This window comes from Bradyrhizobium sp. CSA207, assembly GCF_029051685.1.
Taxonomy (GTDB): Bacteria; Pseudomonadota; Alphaproteobacteria; order Rhizobiales; family Xanthobacteraceae; genus Bradyrhizobium.
In genome coordinates, this window is record NZ_JAACFT010000055.1 from 17616 (window position 1) to 36668 (window position 19053).

General features: G+C 65.6%; 17 protein-coding genes. 8 read left to right on the forward strand and 9 right to left on the reverse strand.

Annotation, left to right across the window (positions count from 1 at the left end; all coding sequences use genetic code 11):
* Positions 1-2: 2 nt before the first annotated feature.
* The 5 genes from GWG65_RS37430 to GWG65_RS37450 form a co-directional block, all read right to left on the reverse strand.
* Positions 3-539 carry an Mpo1-like protein gene (locus GWG65_RS37430; protein WP_342760705.1) on the reverse strand — a complete coding sequence of 179 codons (537 nt, stop codon included), beginning with the start codon at positions 537-539 and terminating at the stop codon, positions 3-5.
* Between the two features lie 152 nt (positions 540-691).
* The gene (locus GWG65_RS37435) at positions 692-1363 is read right to left on the reverse strand and encodes an OmpA family protein (protein WP_275200422.1); all 672 of its coding nucleotides are present in this window, start codon (positions 1361-1363) and stop codon (positions 692-694) included.
* Positions 1363-1779 (reverse strand): hypothetical protein, encoded by a 417-nt coding sequence (locus GWG65_RS37440; RefSeq protein ID WP_275200409.1) that lies wholly within the window; start codon positions 1777-1779, stop codon positions 1363-1365. The genes GWG65_RS37435 and GWG65_RS37440 overlap by 1 nt, the downstream gene beginning before the upstream one ends.
* Before the next feature lie 88 nt (positions 1780-1867).
* Complete coding sequence (locus tag GWG65_RS37445; protein ID WP_275200410.1) at positions 1868-2152, reverse strand: type II toxin-antitoxin system HicB family antitoxin; 285 nt, start codon at positions 2150-2152, stop codon at positions 1868-1870.
* Positions 2153-2225: 73 nt separating this feature from the next.
* Complete coding sequence (locus GWG65_RS37450) at positions 2226-4832, reverse strand: UvrD-helicase domain-containing protein (protein WP_275200411.1); 2607 nt, start codon at positions 4830-4832, stop codon at positions 2226-2228.
* Positions 4833-5076: 244 nt separating this feature from the next.
* Between GWG65_RS37450 and GWG65_RS37455 the strand changes: the two genes are divergently transcribed.
* The gene (locus GWG65_RS37455) at positions 5077-5250 is read left to right on the forward strand and encodes a DUF1328 domain-containing protein (protein WP_148740584.1); all 174 of its coding nucleotides are present in this window, start codon (positions 5077-5079) and stop codon (positions 5248-5250) included.
* A 246-nt stretch (positions 5251-5496) separates the two neighbouring features.
* On the opposite strand, the gene GWG65_RS37460 is transcribed toward GWG65_RS37455, so the two are convergent.
* Entirely contained in the window at positions 5497-5991 is a 495-nt protein-coding gene (locus tag GWG65_RS37460) for a thioesterase family protein (RefSeq protein WP_275200412.1), read from the reverse strand.
* 84 nt (positions 5992-6075) lie between these two features.
* Here GWG65_RS37460 and GWG65_RS37465 point away from each other — a divergent pair, with 84 nt between their 5' ends.
* The 3 genes from GWG65_RS37465 (at position 6076) to GWG65_RS37475 (ending at position 9406) form a co-directional block, all read left to right on the forward strand.
* Entirely contained in the window at positions 6076-7500 is a 1425-nt protein-coding gene (locus tag GWG65_RS37465) for an FAD-linked oxidase C-terminal domain-containing protein (protein ID WP_275200413.1), read from the forward strand.
* Positions 7501-7590: 90 nt separating this feature from the next.
* Positions 7591-8931 carry a Spy/CpxP family protein refolding chaperone gene (locus tag GWG65_RS37470; protein WP_275200414.1) on the forward strand — a complete coding sequence of 447 codons (1341 nt, stop codon included), beginning with the start codon at positions 7591-7593 and terminating at the stop codon, positions 8929-8931.
* A 115-nt stretch (positions 8932-9046) separates the two neighbouring features.
* The gene (locus tag GWG65_RS37475; protein ID WP_275200423.1) at positions 9047-9406 is read left to right on the forward strand and encodes a hypothetical protein; all 360 of its coding nucleotides are present in this window, start codon (positions 9047-9049) and stop codon (positions 9404-9406) included.
* Between the two features lie 191 nt (positions 9407-9597).
* On the opposite strand, the gene GWG65_RS37480 is transcribed toward GWG65_RS37475, so the two are convergent.
* The 3 genes from GWG65_RS37480 to GWG65_RS37490 all read right to left on the reverse strand — a co-directional run bounded on the left by GWG65_RS37480 (position 9598) and on the right by GWG65_RS37490 (position 14119).
* On the reverse strand, positions 9598-11271 hold the full coding sequence (locus GWG65_RS37480; protein WP_275200416.1) for a SulP family inorganic anion transporter: 1674 nt from the start codon (positions 11269-11271) through the stop codon (positions 9598-9600).
* Positions 11272-11559: 288 nt separating this feature from the next.
* Positions 11560-13053 (reverse strand): caspase family protein, encoded by a 1494-nt coding sequence (locus tag GWG65_RS37485; RefSeq protein ID WP_275200417.1) that lies wholly within the window; start codon positions 13051-13053, stop codon positions 11560-11562.
* 145 nt (positions 13054-13198) lie between these two features.
* Positions 13199-14119, reverse strand: coding sequence for a LysR family transcriptional regulator (locus GWG65_RS37490; protein ID WP_275200418.1), 921 nt, complete (start codon positions 14117-14119; stop codon positions 13199-13201).
* Between the two features lie 96 nt (positions 14120-14215).
* On the opposite strand from GWG65_RS37490, the gene GWG65_RS37495 reads away from it, so the two are divergent.
* From GWG65_RS37495 to GWG65_RS37510, 4 genes are all read left to right on the forward strand, one after another.
* Complete coding sequence (locus GWG65_RS37495; protein WP_275200419.1) at positions 14216-14659, forward strand: DoxX family protein; 444 nt, start codon at positions 14216-14218, stop codon at positions 14657-14659.
* A gap of 391 nt (positions 14660-15050) precedes the next feature.
* A complete protein-coding gene (locus tag GWG65_RS37500) occupies positions 15051-16082 on the forward strand; it encodes a TRAP transporter substrate-binding protein (RefSeq protein WP_275200420.1) in 1032 nt (343 codons plus the stop codon).
* A 31-nt stretch (positions 16083-16113) separates the two neighbouring features.
* Positions 16114-17988: a TRAP transporter large permease subunit gene (locus GWG65_RS37505; RefSeq protein ID WP_275200424.1), complete on the forward strand. Its 1875-nt coding sequence runs from the start codon at positions 16114-16116 to the stop codon at positions 17986-17988.
* Positions 17989-18014: 26 nt separating this feature from the next.
* Positions 18015-18992: an NAD(P)-dependent oxidoreductase gene (locus GWG65_RS37510; protein WP_275200421.1), complete on the forward strand. Its 978-nt coding sequence runs from the start codon at positions 18015-18017 to the stop codon at positions 18990-18992.
* Positions 18993-19053: the final 61 nt, after the last annotated feature.

Below are 19053 nucleotides of genomic sequence, written 5' to 3' on the forward strand. Positions count from 1 at the left end.
AGTTATCGAGTCGAAAGAGGATTGGTCGGAAGAGGCGCCAGAATCGCGGCAAGGTCGCGACGAAAACCCAGCGCAATGAATAATTTCGCCATCACGAACATCGGTCCAAGCAAAAGATGCGACGGAAAGGTGAACAACGAGGCTTCGCGCCCCTCAAAGACTTTGTGGCCAATGGCCTGCGCGGCGAGGCCGAGCACGACCAGGGCGGCGAAAATCGCCCACAACGTCGCGGTGCTGACTTGCGCCGCAATGGTCGTTGCGATCGAAAATAGCACGACGGAGACGGCGAGAATGCCGATCCCGAGCGCGACGTCGAGCAGCAGCCAATAGATCAGAACCGGCAAGGCCAGGATCACCGCCAGGCTGAGCTCGAGTCCGAACAGCGGCACCTTCACCAGCGTCAGCGGCAGCACGGCGCCTGTGAACAGCAGGAGGATGCCGACCACATGCATCGCCGTATTCCGGGGATCGCGATGGTACTCGACATAAACGGCAAGTTGGCGTTGAAAAAAGCCACCCATCTTGGTCTCGTGCAGCATGGGGTCGGGGAAGGACGAAAAAAGCCTATAGCATCTGACCGGGCGGTGCACAAACCGGCGCTTTTGTCGCGCAAGGCCGCGGTGTTGCGCCATGGGACAGGCCGCAAAATGATCAGGACTTCAAAGGGTTCCCGCCGCCTGAGTGCGTGCGCTCAGTGCTTCTTGGCGGGCTTTTTCGTCGCAGGCGCAGGAGCGGCGGCCGGCCGCGCAGGCTCCTCCTCCGGCAGCTTGGCAAAGGTCAGGATCTGGAGCTGTGCATTGACGGCCGAGGTCGGCCGTGCGCGGTCGAGAAACTGCTCCTCGCCGAGACCGATTGGATGCAGCCGCTTGGTCGAGATCTTGAACGTGTTGACCAGCACGTCGCGGATCGCGTCCGCCCTGCGCTGGCTCAGGATCGCATTGGCCTCCCGCGTCTTCGTATTGGATTCGACGCGGCCGACGATCAGGAACGTGTAAGGCAGCAGCGAAGCATGAACCAGCGCGTCCGCAAGGCGGCCGACGGTTTGGTAGGACGCCGGCTGGACGATCGGCGTATCGGCGTCGAACTGGATCTGCGCGGTGAAGGCCGGCAGATTGGCAAGGTCCGGCGCGATCGGGGGCCGGTTCACCGGCCCCGGATCGTTCTTGATCCTGGCCTTGGCCCGCTCCATCACCTGCAGCTTCAGCGCGGGGATGTCGATTTCGGCGGCCTGTTCGAAATGATTGAGCTTGCCGACGATGTCGTCGCGGGTCGGCGGCGCCGGCTGCGCGCTGGCCGCTCCCGCGAGCAGGGCGAGGCCGAGCACGAGGCCAATTCCGGCGGTGGCAAGCCCGGTTGCGCGCATCATCGATATCCCGCGTCGTCGACGGCCTTCAGGCAGTTGTTGCTGATGCCCTTGGGCGTCGAGACCAGGCAGGGGACCGCCTTGCTGGTCTCCTTGGTCGAGCCGTTACAGACCTTGACGATCTCGCGCTGGCAGGCGTTCGCCACGGTGACGCGGGCGGCGACGCGCTTCTGGATGGCGTCGAAGGCGCCGAGATAGTCGCTCTGGCACTGCTGGGAGAGCACGTCGCGGTTGCGGGACAGGCACTCCTTGAGGCGGGTCGAGTCCGGATTGACGCCGCGGCAATTGGCGACGATTTCCGCACCGCAACTCTTGGCCAGCAGCCCGATCGAATCGCCAAAGCTCATGGTCTCCGCCGCCGCAAGCGACGGCATACCCAATGCCAGCACGATCAATGTAATGGAGCCCCGGACCATGGGGCGCATCTGATACGGGGAAGTTCGCGGTGGTCAAGGGCGTTCGGGCGAGAACTGTCGACAGCCCGCTTGGTGCGGCGAACGGTCATCACTCCGCGGCGTGCGCGCGGGCCGGTAATTCGATCAGGGCGACCATGTAGTTCCTGAGGTCGTCGGCGACGTCCGGGTCGGCCTTGAGTTCGGTCAGTGTCCTCGGCTGGGGAAGCGGACGGCCGTCCTCGACCAAATCCTGCGCATAGAGCTCGAGAGCCTCGGGCCGCAACGCCTCGTCGATGTCGTCGCCGCCGGAAATGCAGCCGGGCAGGTCGGGAAACCATACCCCCACGGCATGGTCCGGTCCGGCATCCTCAATGATGGCGACGTAGTGAGCCATGACGACCTCAGTCGGGCTTCCAGCCCGCCCCTTTATAGATGGCACGGACGTTAGTGAACGCGCAGCAATCCGCTCACGCCCGCTGCACGAAGCTGTCGACGACCTTCTTTTCCCCCGCCTTGTCGAAGGCGATGGTGAGCTTGTTGCCGTCGACCTTGGTGACGCGGCCGTAGCCGAATTTCTGGTGGAAGACGCGGTCGGCGAGCGAGAATTCCGAGGTCGTGCCGGTGGATTTGGCGACCAGCTCGCCCTCGATGGTCATCGGGCCGCGGCGGCGCGAGGAGAAGCTGCCGAAATCGGGCGAGGACGAAGCGGACGAAAACGACGAGGCCGCTTCCTCGAAGCCGCCGCCATCGCGGCCTTGTCCCGTCGCCTGGCCCCGGTTGCGGTTGGCTTGGGAGCGATTGGCCTGGGCGCGCTGCCAGCCCGGGGTCGTATAGCTGGAGCCGAACGCCTCCATATCGTCGAAGCGCGAGGCGCCGTAGCCGCCGGTGCCGCCCCAGGCCGAGCCGCCCTTGGACTCCGTGATCTCGACATTGGCCGCCGGCAATTCGTCGAGGAAGCGCGACGGGATCGTGGTCGACCAGGTGCCATGGATGCGCCGGTTGGTCGCAAAATAGATCTTTGCCCGGCGGCGGGCGCGGGTCAGGCCGACATGGCCGAGCCGGCGTTCTTCCTCGAGGCCGGCGCGGCCCTGTTCGTCCAGCGTGCGCTGGCTTGGGAACAGGCCTTCCTCCCAGCCCGGCAGGAACACGTTGTCGAATTCGAGCCCCTTGGCCGAATGCAGCGTCATCAGCGACACCGCATCCTCGTCGGCGCCGCTGTCGCGATCCATCACCAGGGAGATGTGCTCGAGGAAGCCTTGTAGGTTCTCGAACTCCTCCATCGAACGCACGAGCTCTTTCAGGTTCTCCAGCCGGCCCGCGGCATCCGCCGAGCGGTCCTTCTGCCACATCTCGGTATAGCCGCTCTCGTCGAGCACGATCTGGGCCAGATCAGTGTGCGCGGTGATCTCGCGCTGGGCGCGCCAGCGGTCGAACTGGGCGACGACATCGCGCAGGGATCCGCGCGCCTTCGGCTTCAACTCGTCGGTCTCGACCACGGCACGCGCAGCCTCGAACAAGGGAATGCGGCGCTTGCGGGCGTGGTCGTGCAGCATCTGCACGGTGGCATCGCCGAGGCCGCGCTTGGGCACGTTGACGATGCGCTCGAAGGCGAGATCGTCGGCGGGCGAGTTGATGACGCGCAGATAAGCGAGCGCATCGCGGATTTCGGCACGCTCATAGAAGCGCGGACCGCCGATGACGCGATAGGGCAGGCCGAGCGTGACGAAACGGTCTTCGAACTCGCGCATCTGGTAGGAGGCGCGCACCAGGATCGCGATCTCGTTGAGCTTCTCGCCCTGGCGCTGGAGCTGCTCGATCTCCTCGCCAATGCCGCGGGCTTCTTCTTCGGAGTCCCACGAGCCGGTGACCGTGACCTTCTCGCCGTCCTGGTCCTCGGTGCGCAGTGTCTTGCCGAGCCGGCCTTCGTTGTGCGCGATCAGGTGCGAGGCGGCGGCGAGAATATGGCCGGTCGAGCGGTAGTTGCGCTCCAGGCGAATGACCTTGGCGCCGGGAAAGTCGTGGTCGAAGCGCAGGATGTTGTCGACCTCGGCACCGCGCCAGCCATAGATCGACTGGTCGTCGTCGCCGACGCAGCAGATGTTTTTGGTGGGAGTCTTGTCGCTCGCGGGAATAGGCGTCGCATCATTCCTCTCGTCATCACCGGGCCGGCGCGAAGCGTCGAGACCCGGTGATCCATCTTGTGAAGAATCGATGGATTGCCGGGTCAAGCCCGGCAATGACGGGTTGGAAGAAGGCGCCTGCGACAGCAGCCGCAGCCACAGATATTGCGCGACGTTGGTGTCCTGATATTCGTCGACCAGGATGTATTTGAAGCGCTGCTGATACTGCCGCAGGATGTCCGGGTGCTCGCGGAAGATGCGGATGTCTTCGAGCAGCAGGTCGCCGAAATCGGCCGCGTTCAAAATCTTCAGCCGCTCCTGGTAGCTCGCATAGAGCTTGCCGCCCTTGCCGTTGCCGAACACCGCGGCTTCGCCGGGAGGCACCTGCGACGGCATCAGGCCGCGGTTCTTCCAGCCATCGATCAGGCCGGCCAGCATCCGCGCCGGCCAGCGCTTGTCGTCGATGTTCTCGGCCTGAAGGAGCTGCTTGAGCAGCCGGACCTGGTCGTCGACGTCGAGCACGGTGAAGTTCGACTTGAGCTGCGCCAGCTCGGCATGGGTGCGCAGGATGCGGCCGCCGATGGAGTGGAAGGTGCCGAGCCACGGCATGCCCTCCACGGCGTGGCCGAGCATCAGGCCGAGCCGGTGCTTCATTTCGCGGGCGGCCTTGTTGGTGAAGGTCACCGACAGGATCTCGCTTGGACGGGCGCGGCCCTGGCTCAGGATGTGGGCGATGCGCGTGGTGAGCACCCGGGTCTTGCCGGTGCCGGCGCCGGCCAAGACTAGGACAGGGCCATCCAGTGTCTCCACCGCCTCACGTTGCTCGGGATTGAGCCCGGACAGATATTTCGGCCCCACCGAGGCGCGCGCACGCGCGGCGATGCCACCGGCCGCGGGCTGGTGGTCGGGGATGCTCTGGGCGGTGATCTTGCTCGGCTCGGTCATGCGAATCATTGGCCCCACGATGGCACCGCGGGGTGGTGGAAGGGAGCCTTCATAACAGGGATTACCGCCTATATGGGGCGGCGGCGAGGGGTTTTCCACGTGCGCGGAACGTCGAATTGTTCCTGCGGAGGCCGCGAATTTCCACCTGTCGCCGGCCGGAACCATCGTTTCGAGGTCGAGATTGTCTGTGTAAGCGAGGCGTGGTCGTCAGGCGCGTCGATCGCAGAGAGACATCGAGACAGAGGATCTGACCATGCTTGGCTGGGTTGTGACGTTTCTGATTATCGCACTGATCGCCGGTATCTTGGGCTTTGGCGGCATCGCCGGCGCCTCGGTCGAGATCGCAAAGATCATCTTCTTCATCGCGGTCGTGCTGTTCCTGGTCTCGGCCGTGGTCGGCCTCGCCCGCGGCCGCACCAGGGTCTAGCGACACAAGCCCTCATGGTGAGGAGCGCGAAGCGCGTCTCGAACCATGAGGCCGGCCTTGGCCTGCATCCTTCGAGACGCCCGCTTTGGGCGGGCTCCTCAGGATGAGGGCGGAGCGCGCGGTAGCCGTTTCAACGGGCGCCGATGCCGCTCAGCCTCATCCTGAGGAGACCGTGGAGCGGTCGTCTCGAAGGACGAGGCGCGCGCTCGGGCGGCCGCAAAGATGCCATACGCGATCGTCCTGAACTCACCGCTTCGAGGGCATCGCGATGTTTCGGCCGATGCCCGCGGGCCGCGGAACGGCACCGTGAGCTCTGGTCACCGCCGCGATGCGCTGCTGGATGTCGGGCGGAAACGGCGCCACCCGTCGCGCATTCATATCCATGTGAAGCGACATGTTTTCCGATGTGGCGGACAGCCAGCCTTCGGCGGCGTGCCGCAGCTCCTCGAAGGTGTGCAGCCGCTTGTCGTCGGCGTTCAGCAGCCAAACCGAAATCTGCACGGGATCGCCGAAATGGATTTCGCGCAAGTAACGCACGTGGCATTCGGCGGTGAAGGTCGAGCCGTGGCGCTCCTTCATGTAAGTGGGCCCGATCCCGAGCTCGAGCCAGAGCTGGTCGATCGCCCGGTCGAACATCACGTTGTAGTAGGCCATGTTGAGATGGCCGTTATAGTCGATCCATTGCGGCTCGATCTGCATGATTGCCGAGCGGAATGGCTCGGCAGCGGCGTTCTCCGGCATGTTTCCATCCTGCTATGCGTCCGGTCGCTTGACTTGACCGGTTAGATGTCCTTTGCCACGGTTCTTCTGTCGGGAGGAATGTCCGTGGGTACGACCATCACCAATAATCCGCCGCGGCCGGAGCCGAAAGCCCTCGCAAGCGCGCTGGAGCAGCTTGCCGCACGGTTCGGCAACCGCCTCATCACCTCGCAGGCCGTGCGCGAGCAGCACGGCCATACCACGACATGGATTCCCAACCAGCCGCCGGACGGCGTGGTGATGGCGCAGGATGCCGCCGACATCCAGGACGTGGTGCGGATCTGCGCCAAAAACGGCGTGCCCGTCATCGCCTTCGGCACCGGCACCTCGCTCGAGGGCCAGGTCAATGCGCCTGCGGGCGGCATCTCGATCGACCTGCGCGACATGAACAAGGTGCTCGCGGTGCATGCCGAGGATCTCGACTGCGTGATCCAGCCCGGCGTCACCCGCAAGGCGCTGAACGAGCACCTGCGCGACCAGGGCCTGTTCTTCCCGATCGATCCCGGCGCGGACGCCTCGCTCGGCGGCATGGCCTCGACCCGCGCCTCCGGCACCAACGCGGTGCGGTACGGTACGATGCGCGAAAGCGTGCTGGCGCTGAAAGTCGTGCGCGGCGACGGCGAGATCATCACGACCGGCACGCGCGCGAAAAAGTCCTCGGCCGGTTACGACCTGACGCATCTGTTCGTCGGCGCCGAAGGCACGCTCGGCATCATCTCGGAATTGACCATTCGCCTGCGCGGCATCCCCGAGACCATCGCGGCCGGTGCCGTATCGTTCGAGACGGTGCATGGCGCGTGTCAGGCGGTGATCCTGGCGATCCAGACCGGCATTCCCGTAGCGCGCATCGAGTTGCTCAATGCCGCGCAGGTGACGGCCTGCAACGCCTATTCGAAGCTGACGCTGCCGGAGACGCCGCTGCTGCTGATCGAATTCCACGGCAGCGAGATCGAGGTCGCCGAACAGTCCAAGGCGTTCGGCGAGATCGCCAAGGAGTGCGGCGGCGGCGATTTCTCCTGGACCACCAGACCGGAGGATCGCACCAAACTGTGGCAGGCGCGGCACGATGCTTACTGGTCGGTCAAGGCGCTGCGGCCCGGCGACAGCATCGGCGTGGTCGCGACCGACGTCTGCGTGCCGATCTCGCGCCTTGCCGAGTGCGTCGGCGAGACCGAGGAGGACCTGAAGCGGCTCAATCTGTTGTCGCCAATCGTCGGCCATGTCGGCGACGGCAATTTCCACTGCTCGCTGGTCTGCGACACCAATGACGCCGACGAGATGGCCCGCGGCGAGGAGTTCATGCATCGCCTGGTCGAGCGCGCGCAGGCCATGGACGGCACCTGCACCGGCGAGCACGGCATCGGCCAGGGCAAGCAGAAATACCTCGAGGCCGAACTCGGCCCCGAGGCGCTGGATGCGATGCGGGCGCTGAAAAAGGCACTCGATCCACAGAATATTTTCAATCCCGGCAAGATCGTGCCACAGGTTTAGCGGTAGGCAGCGGAACTTTCGGCAGGCCAGCCGGTTCCAATTCCCGCCAAGTTCCGATGCCTCAATGGTGCGGCTCTGCGGGAGGGTGCGATGTTGCGACCGGTCATTGGAATTGCTGCGATGGTCCTCGCCTGCATGCTGGCAGGCGCGGCCCTGGCAAAGGGCGGACACGGCGGCGGTGGACACGGCGGCGGCGGTCATGGTGGCGGTGGGCACGCCGGCGGTGGGCCCAGAGGCGGTCATGGCGGTGGGCATTTCGGCGGCGGCCATTTTGGCGGTCACGGTTTTGCGCACGCGCATGGCGGCGGGCATCATGGCGGGATGCGGTTCGCAACCGGAGCCCGACATGGCGGCCCGAATTTCGGTCAGATCCGCAATGCGGGCATCCGTCCTGCGAATTTCCGCAATGCCCTCAACGCGCATTCCAGCGCGTTCCGTAACGGCCGGCTGATCAGCAATCCGGCGGCGCGAGCCCAGATCGCAGCCGCGGTCGCGCTTGCCGGCTGGCACGGCGCAAGCAGCGGATGGTGGCAGCATGCGGGGGGCGGCTACGGCTGGGTCGGGCCGCTGTTCTGGCCGTTCGCCTACAATGATCTCTACGATTACGCGGTCTGGGGCGATGGTCTCGGCTTCTGGGGCTACGGCTACCCGGACATCTATGCCGGCATCTTCGGTCCCTATGGCTATGACGGTCTGTCGGCCTATCTGCCGCAGCGTCCGCAAGGACGACGGCGCGCGCGAGGCGCTCCGCTCGATCAGCTCTGCGGCAGCGACCGTCGCGAAATCGTCGGCCTGCCGATCGACCAGATCGCAGCCGCGGTGCAGCCGACGGATGCGCAAGGCGCAAGCCTCGACGAACTCGGCAATGCTTCGATCCAGGCGGCGGAGCTGATCCGCACATCCTGTCCGGCGCAGGTCGCTGCGACGGCACCCGGCCGCCTCGCGGCGATGCAGCAGCGCGTCGAGGCGATGGAGCAGGCGGTCGATCTCGTCCAGCCCGCACTCGAGAAGTTTTACGGTTCGCTCACCGACGAGCAGAAGGCCCGCTTCAATGCGCTCGCCGAGGATCAGCGTCGTGCGGCGGCGTCGAACAATGCCAATGGATCGCCGGTCCAGAACTGCAGCGCACCCGTCGCGCTCGATTGGCCCGGCGCCGAGATCGAGGACAGGCTTCGTCCCAGCGATACCCAGCGTGCGGCACTACAGGTGCTCCAGGACAGCAGCGCCAGGGCCAACGCATCGCTGAAGGCGGCGTGCCAACCCGGCGACGTGATGACGCCGCCAGCGCGTATGGCCGCGATCCGCAAGCGGCTCGACGTGATGCTGGACGGGATCAAGTCGGTCCGCGCCGCGCTCGAGGATTTCTACGCCACGCTGAATGACGAGCAGAAGGCGCAGTTCGAGGCGATCGGGCCGCGGCGCACGTCTTGAACACGCAGCAATCCACCGCCGTGGCGGAAACCGCCTCGCCCACCTCGATCGGGTTCAATATGCTGGGCGTCGCTGAAGCTGGACGATGCGGTGGAAGACCACGGGTGGCGGGGCGATGAAATGGTTCGCAAGGCAAGAGCCGGGGCACATCTGGGATGAGCCGATCCAGTGGCCGATCGGCGACATTGAGGCGGCCGAGCGCATCCGCGCGATTTGTGAGGCTGCAATCGCGAGCGCGGCGGGCGCCGGTCGCAACAACAAGCGCGACAGCGAGCGCTACGAACGCGCGGCGAAGGTCGCGATGGAAATCGCGATGAAGATATCGGACGGACTGATGCGCGACGATGCGGTCCGTCGCATCGTCGACCTCTGCATGAAGGCGAATGATCTCAAGACCGCGCAGATCCTGTTTCGCGCGATCCACGCCAGCTGGATCCGCGAAACGGTACAGCGAGATTATCCGACACTGGCGTAGAAAGGGCTGACTGACTGTTGCCGCATTGAAGGTGCGCTCCCTCCCCCGCTTGCGGGGGAGGGTTGGGGAGAGGGTGTCTCCACCAGCGATATGTCGCGAATGGATAAAGCCCTCACCCGCCACGCTCTTGCGAGCGTGTCGACCTCTCCCGCAAGCGGGCGAGGTGCACCGAGCCCGCGGCCCAGCCCAACCTAATTCGCCTTCGCAAGCTTGCGCACGGCTTCGTCGACGCTGCGAAACACGTGTTCCCTCGGCAAGGCATCGAACAGCTTGAAGCGTTCGAACGCGTCTTGTGCGCGCACCGATTCCAGCCGCGCCAGCGCCACCGTGACGCCCTGTTCACTGCACGCCTTGAAGATTTCAAGCAGGATCTGCGCGCCGGTGAAGTCGATCTCGACCATGCCGCTCGCTTCCAGCACGAGAAGCTGCGGGGCCGAGGCGCCGAGGACCCTGGTCACGTCGCTGCGGAAGTCCGGCGCGTTGAGGAACGACAGCGGCGCCTGGAGACCGATCACGGCGACGCCGGCGATGCGCTCGCCGGCGACGTGCGGATGGGCCGGCCACCAGATCGTGGTGCCCGGCACGCGCTCGAACTCGACCAGCTTGCCGCGCGTGGTGCTCCAGATGCCGTGCAGCAGCGACAGCACGATGCCGAGGAACGCGCCCTGCTCGATCGGCAGCACGATGATCAGTGCGGCTGTGGCGATGATGAGCAGGAACTCGCTGAAGGACTGTCGATAGATCGTGCCGATCTGCTTGACGCGGATGATCTTCAGCGCCACGAACAGCAAAATGCCGCCAAGCGCGGCATCCGGCACATGCCGCAGCAACCCCGTTGCGAACGCGAGCAGCGCCAGTACGATTCCCGCGGCGGCGAGGCCCGAAAGCTGCGATTGCCCGCCAGTCTCCGCGACGATCCCCGTCCGCGGCGGGCTGGCATTGACCGGAAACGCGCCGAACAGGCCAGCCAAGACGCTCCCGGCGCCGGCGCCGAGGAAATCGCGATCGACATCGGCAGGCTGGTCGGGATCGGACGGGAACGACCGCGTTGTGGCCGCGGTCTGCACCATCACGACCACGGTGATCACGAAGGCGAGCGGCACCAGGCGCACCCATTGCTCTGGCGCAAGGTCAGGCAGAGTCGGCCGCGGCAGTGTACCCGGCACGCTGCCTACGACGTTGACGCCCTTGCTCTCGAGGCCGAGCCCGATCACGGCCAGCGTCGCGGCGACAAGCCCGATCAGCGCGCCCGGAATTTTTGCGCTCACCTTCTCGGAGACGAAGACCACCGCCAGCACAGCGAAGCCGATGCACAGCGTGAAGGGGTTAGTCCGGCCGAGCTCGCTTGCGAGCACGCCGATGCGGTCGAGCGTCGGCCCGCTTGGCTGCTCCAGCCCCAGCACGCCCGGCAGTTGCGATACGATGATGTGGACCGAGATGCCGGCGAGGAAGCCGACCATCACCGGCACCGACAAGAGGTTGGCGATGCCGCCGAGGCGGAAGGCGCCGCCGGCGAGCATCATGGCGCCCACCATCAGCGCCAGCGCGATGGCTAGGCCCTGATATTCCGGCGAACCGGAGAGGGCGAGCGCGGCAAGCCCTCCGGCGAAGATCGGCGTGATCGTGGAGTCGGCGCCGCAGGACAGGAAGCGGTTGCCGCCGAGCAGCGCGAAGCCGAGCGAGCCCGCCATGAACGCGAGGAAGCCGATCTGCGGCGCAAATCCGCCGAGCCGGGCGGTCGCCATCTGCTCGGGGATGGCAATGGCTGCCAGCGTCAGTCCGGCCAGGAGGTCGCCGGGCAGGGAGTAGGACGCCAGCGATTGGAACAGCGGCCATGCCCCTTTGGCGTGATCGTCGTGCGGCATCGATGTGGAGTCCCCGGAAAGCCTGCGTCGGCCGATCAGACTACAGCATTTCCGGGATGGAAGGCGGCAGGAATGCGCAGCTCCTGGGCCATCAACAGAGATGTCCGGGTGATGATTGGCTCTCTGCGGCCTTTCCGTCGTCACTGCGAGGAGCCCGCGACAAAATTGCGAAGCAATTTTGCGCTGGTGCGACGAAGCAATCCAGAATCTTTCAGTGGAAAGACTCTGGATTGCTTCGCTTCGCTCGCAATGACGGAGGACATATTTGTCCTCCGCCTCGCGGCAGCCTCAGTACCTGCTGCGGTCGCCGTGGTTCATCTCTCCACCGCGGCCACCGCCCATGCCCATGCCGAGTCCAATTCCGACACCAATGCCGATGCCCTGCATCACGGCGGCGGGCGGCGGGCCGCGATCCGGCGGCGCGCGCTCGTAGACCACTTCCTCAGGCGGCGGCACGGGCCGGCGCCTGGGCGGCGTCTCGACGACCTTGCGCTTGGGCGGCGTGTCGTCGACGCGCTTCTTGATGATGGGTGCGACCGTCGGGTTGATCGGCGTTGCCGGTGTCGTGGGCGTCGAGCACGGGCAGGTCGGTGCCAGCGCTACCGCGATCGGAGCTGGGGCCGCAGCGGCCGCAACGGGCAAAGCGTAATTGCGGTTCTGCACGCGGAGCAGCAGCCTGCGCGCGGTTGCAGCTAAGTCGCTGTTGTCCCAGTTGGCAAGGTAGGCCTCGAACGAAGCGCGGGTGTTGATCGCGGTGGCCCGCTCCCACGCCAGCATCTGCCGCCGGCGCTCCAGGATCGTGCGCAGGCGCGGCGTGAACGACGCTTGCGCATACAGCTCGACATAGGCCTGATACGCCGGCACCGTGTCGTCGGCGATCACGAGATCATAGGCGGCCTTGGCATCCTTGCCCTGCAAATCCTTGCGCCAGTCCTCGACGCTGCGCGTGACGCTTGCAAGCGCCATCGAGCCTGTGCCGGGGACGGAAGGTTGCTGGCCGCTGCTGTCGCCGAAGAACTTGAAATCGGTGGTCAGCGACGAACTCTCCCAGGGGATCTGCCGCCCGTCGGTCGATTGCGCCACGGCGATTCGGATGCGCTTGAACACTTCCTCGATCGGCAGGTTGGGCTGCTTGGCGACACTCAGCGCCGCGGTGGTGTAGGGGCTGTCGATGCCGGAGCCGTCCTCGGCTTCGGAGCCTGGCGAGGTCGAATAGGAAATGAAAGAGCCGGGCGCGCCGGCCTTGGTGTCGACGATCGCAAGCCCGTGGCCGGCGCCGCTGAGCGCCGGGAACGGATTGTTGCGGCAGGCATCGAGCATGAAAATGCGCGCCCGCGTCGGCAGCGCGCCGAGCGTGTTGAGAAGGTCGTTCAGTCGCACGCCCTGCAAGGGAATGTCGGCTTCGCGCTTGGGATCGAGATCGACCGGCACCAGATAGTTCTCGCCGTCGATCTGCAGGCCGTGGCCGGCATAGAACACCAGCGCGACGGTGTCGGCGCCGCTGGCGCTGACCTTGCCGGCGAAATCCGAGATCGCCTCGCGCATTTCGTTCTGCGCCAGATTGGGGGCGGTGGTCACGGTGAAGCCGGCGTTGCCGAGCAGCTCCGCCATGCCCTTGGCGTCGTTGGCGGCGTTGGGCAGTTCCGGCACCGTGCGGTAGGCGGATTGGCCGATCACCAGCGCAAGCCGTGCTTCGGCCGCGGCCTCGGTCGGTGTCATGAGTTGTGTGAGAGCAAGAAGGCCGGACGCAAGAAACAAACTGCAAAGGGCTGGACGGCGCATGGTGTTACCTCCGTCGGCAATGCGCGCGATGATGTCACCTTTTCTAATCGCCCGCCATGACCCTGTCTGTGCACTGGATCACGCTCGCCGGGCTGCGGCAAAATGGGGCAGGATCCCCGGGGTTGAAGCGATAAGCCGTGCCGCGTCAGGACAGTCCGCGGTCCCAGGGCGGTTCGGGCGCGAAGCAACCTGCGAGAAAGTCGATGAAGGCGCGCACCTTGGCCGGTGGCCGGCGGTCGGGCAGGTAGACCGCATGCACCGCCGAGGTCTGGATCTCCGGCTGGTCTAGCCCAAGCGCGACGAGTGTGCCGGCGCGCAAATCATCGGCGATGATGAAGGTTGGCTGTCGCGCGAGGCCAAGGCCGCCCAACGTCGCGGCGCGCAGCGCATCGCCATTGTTGGCGCGCAGATTGCCCTTGACCTGGACCCGGATCTCGCCGTTCGCCCCGAACAGCCATTCCGCCGCGCTCGCCTGCTGCGAGAGCGTGTAGCCGAGACAATTATGGGCGGCGAGGTCCGCCACGCTACGCGGCGTGCCATGCTTCGCCAGGTAAGACGGCGCTGCGCAGACGACCATGCGGTTCGGCGCCAGCCGCCGCGCCACCATGCTGGAGTCGCGCAGCTTGCCGATGCGGATCGCAAGATCCCAGCCTTCATCGGCGAGATCGACCAGGCGGTCGTTGAGGCCGAGCTCGATCGTGACCTCGGGATGACGTTCCGAGAACTCTGAGATGAGCGGAGCGATCTGCCGGGTGCCGAATACGACGGGCACGTTGACACGCAGCAGTCCGCGCGGCTCGATACGCTCGCGCGCGACTGCTGCGTCGGCGGCTTCCATGTCGGCAAGGATCCGTTCGGAGGATTCGAGATAGCTGCGTCCGGCCTCGGTGATGGACAGCCGCCGCGTGGTGCGGTGGAAGAGCTTGATCCCGAGCCGACTTTCCAACGAGGCCACATGCTTGGTGACCATGGTCTGCGACAGGCTCAGGGCCCTGGCCGCGCCGGACAGGCTGCCGATCGCCGCCACCTTGGCAAAGACTTCCAGGCTGGTCAGCCGATCGAGCATCTATTTCACTCTATTGGTGTGAAGTATATTTTCAGAATAGCGGATTATCATTCAATTGAGAACAGATCATAGCTCGGTCCGACAAAGGAGACCGCCATGATCGATTCCCGTACTGCTCCCTATGCCGCGCTGGTGCTGCGCGTGACACTGGGCGCGCTTTTCCTGGCCCACGCCAGCCTGAAACTGTTCGTCTTCACCCCGGCCGGGACCGCAAAATACTTCGGCAGCCTCGGCTTCCCGCCCGAACTCGCCTATGTCGTGATGACCGTGGAAGTGCTGAGCGGCGTCGCCTTGATCCTTGGCATCTGGACCCGCTACGCGGCGCTGGCCGGCATCCCGGTCCTGCTGGGCGCCATATTCACGGTGCATGGCGCCGCCGGCTTCTTCTTCACCAACCCGAAGGGTGGCTGGGAATTCCCCGCCGTCTGGGCGATCGCGCTGGTGGCGCAGGCGCTGCTTGGCGATGGTGCCTACGCACTGCGTCCGTCGGGCGACGTCGAGCGGGCCACGGGCCAATTGAGCGGCGCGCATTCGCGCTGATCCCGAAGTCCAGCCGTTCCAACGCGAAGAGCTGCGGGATCGCGGAGAGCGATCCTGCTGCTCTTGCTTTTCCGGTTGCGTATCGCCGCGCGGAGCGCCGGCGCATCTTGTCTATCAATATGCGTTTGGCATTGATCCATACCTGAATTGGATCGATCTGCGCCAGTCTTGCGCAGCAGCCTTTCCGCCGCCGCGGCATTGCGCGGCCTCGCCGAAATCTCGACAAACATAGCCATTTCGGTTCGGCCGCCGCCGATGCGCTAGCCGCCAGGCCCGTTGCGCAACGAAGTCTGCAACCCTTGCCTGCCCCGTCGCTTTGGCCATACAGTCGCGCCAATACGCCGCGACAACGATCGCGGCTGCAAAAAAAATGTCTGGGAGAGACCGCGCCATGATCATCGCGCCCGTCAGCCGTCGCACGCTCATCAAATCGTCGACGGCGCTCGCCGCCGGCCTCGTGCTCTCCCCCGCCATCATCGGCCGCGCCGAGGCCGCGACGTTGAAGCTGAAATGCTCCTCCTCGCTGCCGAACGATCCGAAATATGCCAATGGGCGCGTCTACTACGACAATCTCGTCAAGAATCTGAAGGCGAACGGCCTCGGTGAGCAGGTCGAGGTCGCCTTCTTTCCCGACAACCAACTCGGCCAGGAAATCGACGTCATCAATTCGGTCAAGCTCGGCGTCATCGACCTGATGGTGTCGGGCTCGTCGATCTCGGCCAATCTGGTGCCGCTGGTCGGCACCTTTGATCTCGGCTACCTCTTCGCGAGCTTCCCGCAGCAGACCAAGGCGTTCGATGCCGGCGCCGCCAAGTCGATCGAGGACGCGCTGCTCAAGGGCGGCAATATTCGCATCATCGCCTGGGCCTATAATTTCGGCTCGCGCAGCGTGCTGGCGAAGAAGCCCGTGAAGACGCCGGAGGATCTCGCCGGTCTCAAGATCAGGACGCTGCCCAATCCGGTGATCACGGAGTGCCTGCGTCTGATGGGCGCGGCCGCGACGCCGCTGGCGTTCGGCGAAATCTACACGGCGTTGCAGGCCGGCGTGCTCGATGGGCTGGAGCACGATCCGCCGACGATCCTGGCCAGCAAGTTCTTCGAGACGGCAAAATTCTATGCGCTGACGCAGCACAATTTCTCGCCGCTTGCGATCTACTTCAGCGACATGACCTTCAACCGCATGGATCCAAAGCTGCGCGACGGCTTTCTCGATGCCGCGAAGAAGGCCGCGGCCGACACGCGCGCCCACGGGCTTGCGGTCGAGAAGGAAGCGCTGGCCGCGTTGACCGAGAAGGGCGTGACGGTGGCGGAATGCGACCGCGAGGCCTTCCGCAAACGTGTGTTGCCGCAGACCGAGAACTTCATCAAGGCGCGGCCGGAGTCCAAGGCCGTCATCGACATCGTCCGCGCGACCCAAGCCTGAGATGGCCAAACCTGAGACGGTCAGGCCTGAGATGGCCAAGCCTGGGATTACGTTGAAAGGCGCGGTGTCCCTCTCGGGCGGTCGTCACGCAAGCGTCACCCTCCTGCTCCGCTTGAGCGACGCGGTCGCGGCCATCCTGTTGGCCGCCGACCTCGTGGTGGTGTGCGCCTCCGTGCTGCTGCGCTTCCTCTTCAACGCGCCGGTCGAATGGTCGGACGATGTCGCGCGCGGATTGATGGTCGGCTCCGCTTTCTTCGGCGCGGCGAGCGCACTCGCGCGCGGCGAGAATGTCGGCGTGACCTTTTTCCGCGATCTGGCGCCGGTGCGGCTGCGCGCGCTGGTCGATGCGGCCAGTGCGCTGCTGGTGGTGCTGATCTCGGTCTATGTCGCCTATCACGCGATCAAGCTGGGCTCGCTGACGGCGGGTCAGACCACCGGATCGGGGCTGCCGCTGGAGCTGACGTTCTACCCGATGGGCCTCGGCGCGCTGTTCATGACGGTATTCGCCGTCGATCAGCTCTGCGCAAGGCCGCTCCCCGACATCGTCAGGGGCCTTGTTGCCGTCGCCATGGTGAGCGGCCTCTACCTCGCCTGGGATTATCTGTCGCCGTCATCGGTGCCGTCGGCGGGCACGCTGATGCTGATCGGCTTCTTCGCAACGCTGTTCGGCGGATTGCCGATCGGCTTTGCGCTGGCGCTGGCGGCACTGATCTTCATCTGGGTCGAGGGCGCGCTGCCCGGCGTCATCTTCGCCCAGCAGATGGCGCGCGGCATCGACAATTTCGTGCTGCTGGCGATCCCGTTCTTCATTCTCGTCGGCTACCTCATGGAAGCCAACGGCATGTCGGTGCGCCTGATCGAGCTGTTGCAGCGCGCCGTGGGGCGCATGCGCGGCGGGCTGAACGTGGTGATGGTGGCCTCGATGGTGCTGTTCTCGGGCATCTCCGGCTCGAAGATGGCCGATGTCGCTGCGGTCGGCTCCGTGCTGATCCCGGCGGCGCGCCGCTCCAGACAAAATCCGGGCAGCGCGGTGGCGCTGCTTGCGGCATCCGCCGTGATGGCGGAGACCATTCCGCCCTGCATCAACCTGATCATCCTCGGCTTCGTCGCCAATCTGTCGATCGGCGGGCTGTTCGTCGCCGGTCTGCTGCCGGCGGCGCTGATGGCGCTGGTCCTGATCGTCGTCTCGATCATCTTCGGCAAGCGTCCGGCCGCGGTCGAGGAGATCGAGCCGCAGATTCCGGTGTCCGGCCTGTGGAGCGGCGCGATTGCCTCGTTCGGCCTGATCTTCATGATCTTCTTCGGCTTCAAGAGCGGCTTTGCCACGGCGACGGAAATCTCGGCCTTCGCCGTCGCCTACGCCCTCGTCATCGGCGCGCTCGTGTTCCGCGAACTCAGCTTCAAAACGGCCGCGCACAGTTTTGTCCAGGCGGCGACGCGGGCGGGGCTCGTTCTGTTCATCGTCGCCGCCGCGCAGTCGCTCGCCTTCACGCTGACCTTGCAGCAGGTGCCGCATGCGGTCGGCGATTTCATGCTTGGGTTGTCCAAGACCAGCGGCGTCTGGCTGTTCATCCTGCTCGCGATCGCCGTGCTGATCGTGATGGGATCGGTGCTGGAAGGCGCGGCTGCGCTCATCATCTTCGGGCCGCTGCTGTTGCCGGTCGCCGTGCAGCTCGGGGTCGATCCCCTGCATTTCGGCGTCGTGCTGGTCATCGCAATGGGAATCGGCTTGTTCGCGCCGCCGCTCGGGCTCGGACTCTACGGCGCCTGCCTGATCGGCAACGTGCCGATCGAGCAGACGGTGAAGCCGATCATGGGCTATCTGGGCCTGCTGCTGCTCTGCCTGCTGGTGATCGCGTTCGTGCCGTCGCTCTCGACCGCGCTGCCGCGCGCGTTCGGCTACTGAAGGGGTCCTGTCATGAGAGTCTTGCCGTGAAGGTCCTGTTGGCTCACACGCCGGAGATGCGCCGCAATTACTACGGCGATCGCAGCCTGAGCGGCCTGCGGGCGATCGCCGAGGTGATCCTGCACGAGGGCGATCAGCCCCTCGGTGCAGCCAGCCTCGTCGACGCGGCCAGGGAGGCCGACATCGTCGTCGCCGATCGCATGACGGAAGGCCGCGGCGAGATCTTTTCGCGATTGCCGCGCTTGCGCGCCTTTGTCCGCTGCGCCGTCGACATCCGCAACGTCGATGTTGATGCGGCCTCGAACGCCGGCGTCCTGGTGACCCGCGCCGGCCCCGGCTTCGTGCAGGCAGTCGCCGAGCTCGCGCTCGGCTTCATGGTCGATCTGTCGCGCGGCGTATCGCGCGCGACCGCGGACTACCAGGCCGGCCGCAAGCCGGAGGCGCGGATGGGCCGCCAGCTCGCCGGCAGCCGGATCGGCATCATCGGCTATGGCAGCATCGGGCGCTACCTTGCCGAGATGGCCAAGGTGCTGCGTATGGAGGTGCTGGTGTCCGATCCCTTCGCGACGGTAAGCGATGCTGCGATCAGGCAGGTCGCGCTCGGCGAGCTGCTCGCGGCCTCCGACTATGTCGTCTGCCTCGCCGTCGCCAACGAGCAGACCGAGAACTTGATCGGCGAGGCGGCGCTGGCCCGCATGCAGAAGCATGCCGTGTTCATCAATCTGTCGCGCGGCAATCTCGTCGACGAGGCGGCGCTAGCGCGGGCGCTGCTGGAGGATCGCATCGCGGGTGCGGCGATGGATGTCGGCCGCGCGCCCGACCAGATGCCGACACCGGAGCTGGCAAAGCTGCCGAACGTCATCGCCACGCCGCATGTCGGCGGCCTGACACCGCAGGCGATCGAATACCAGTCGCTGGAAACCGTTCGGCAGGTCGAAGCGATCGTCAAAGGCGAGATCCCGCCGGGCGCCGTCAATGCAGAGCGCTGGACGCGGCGGCCTTAGCACACGCCTAGACGCACGCTCTCTCCGTTCCCTCCCCCCTTGTGGGGGAGGGGCAGGGAGG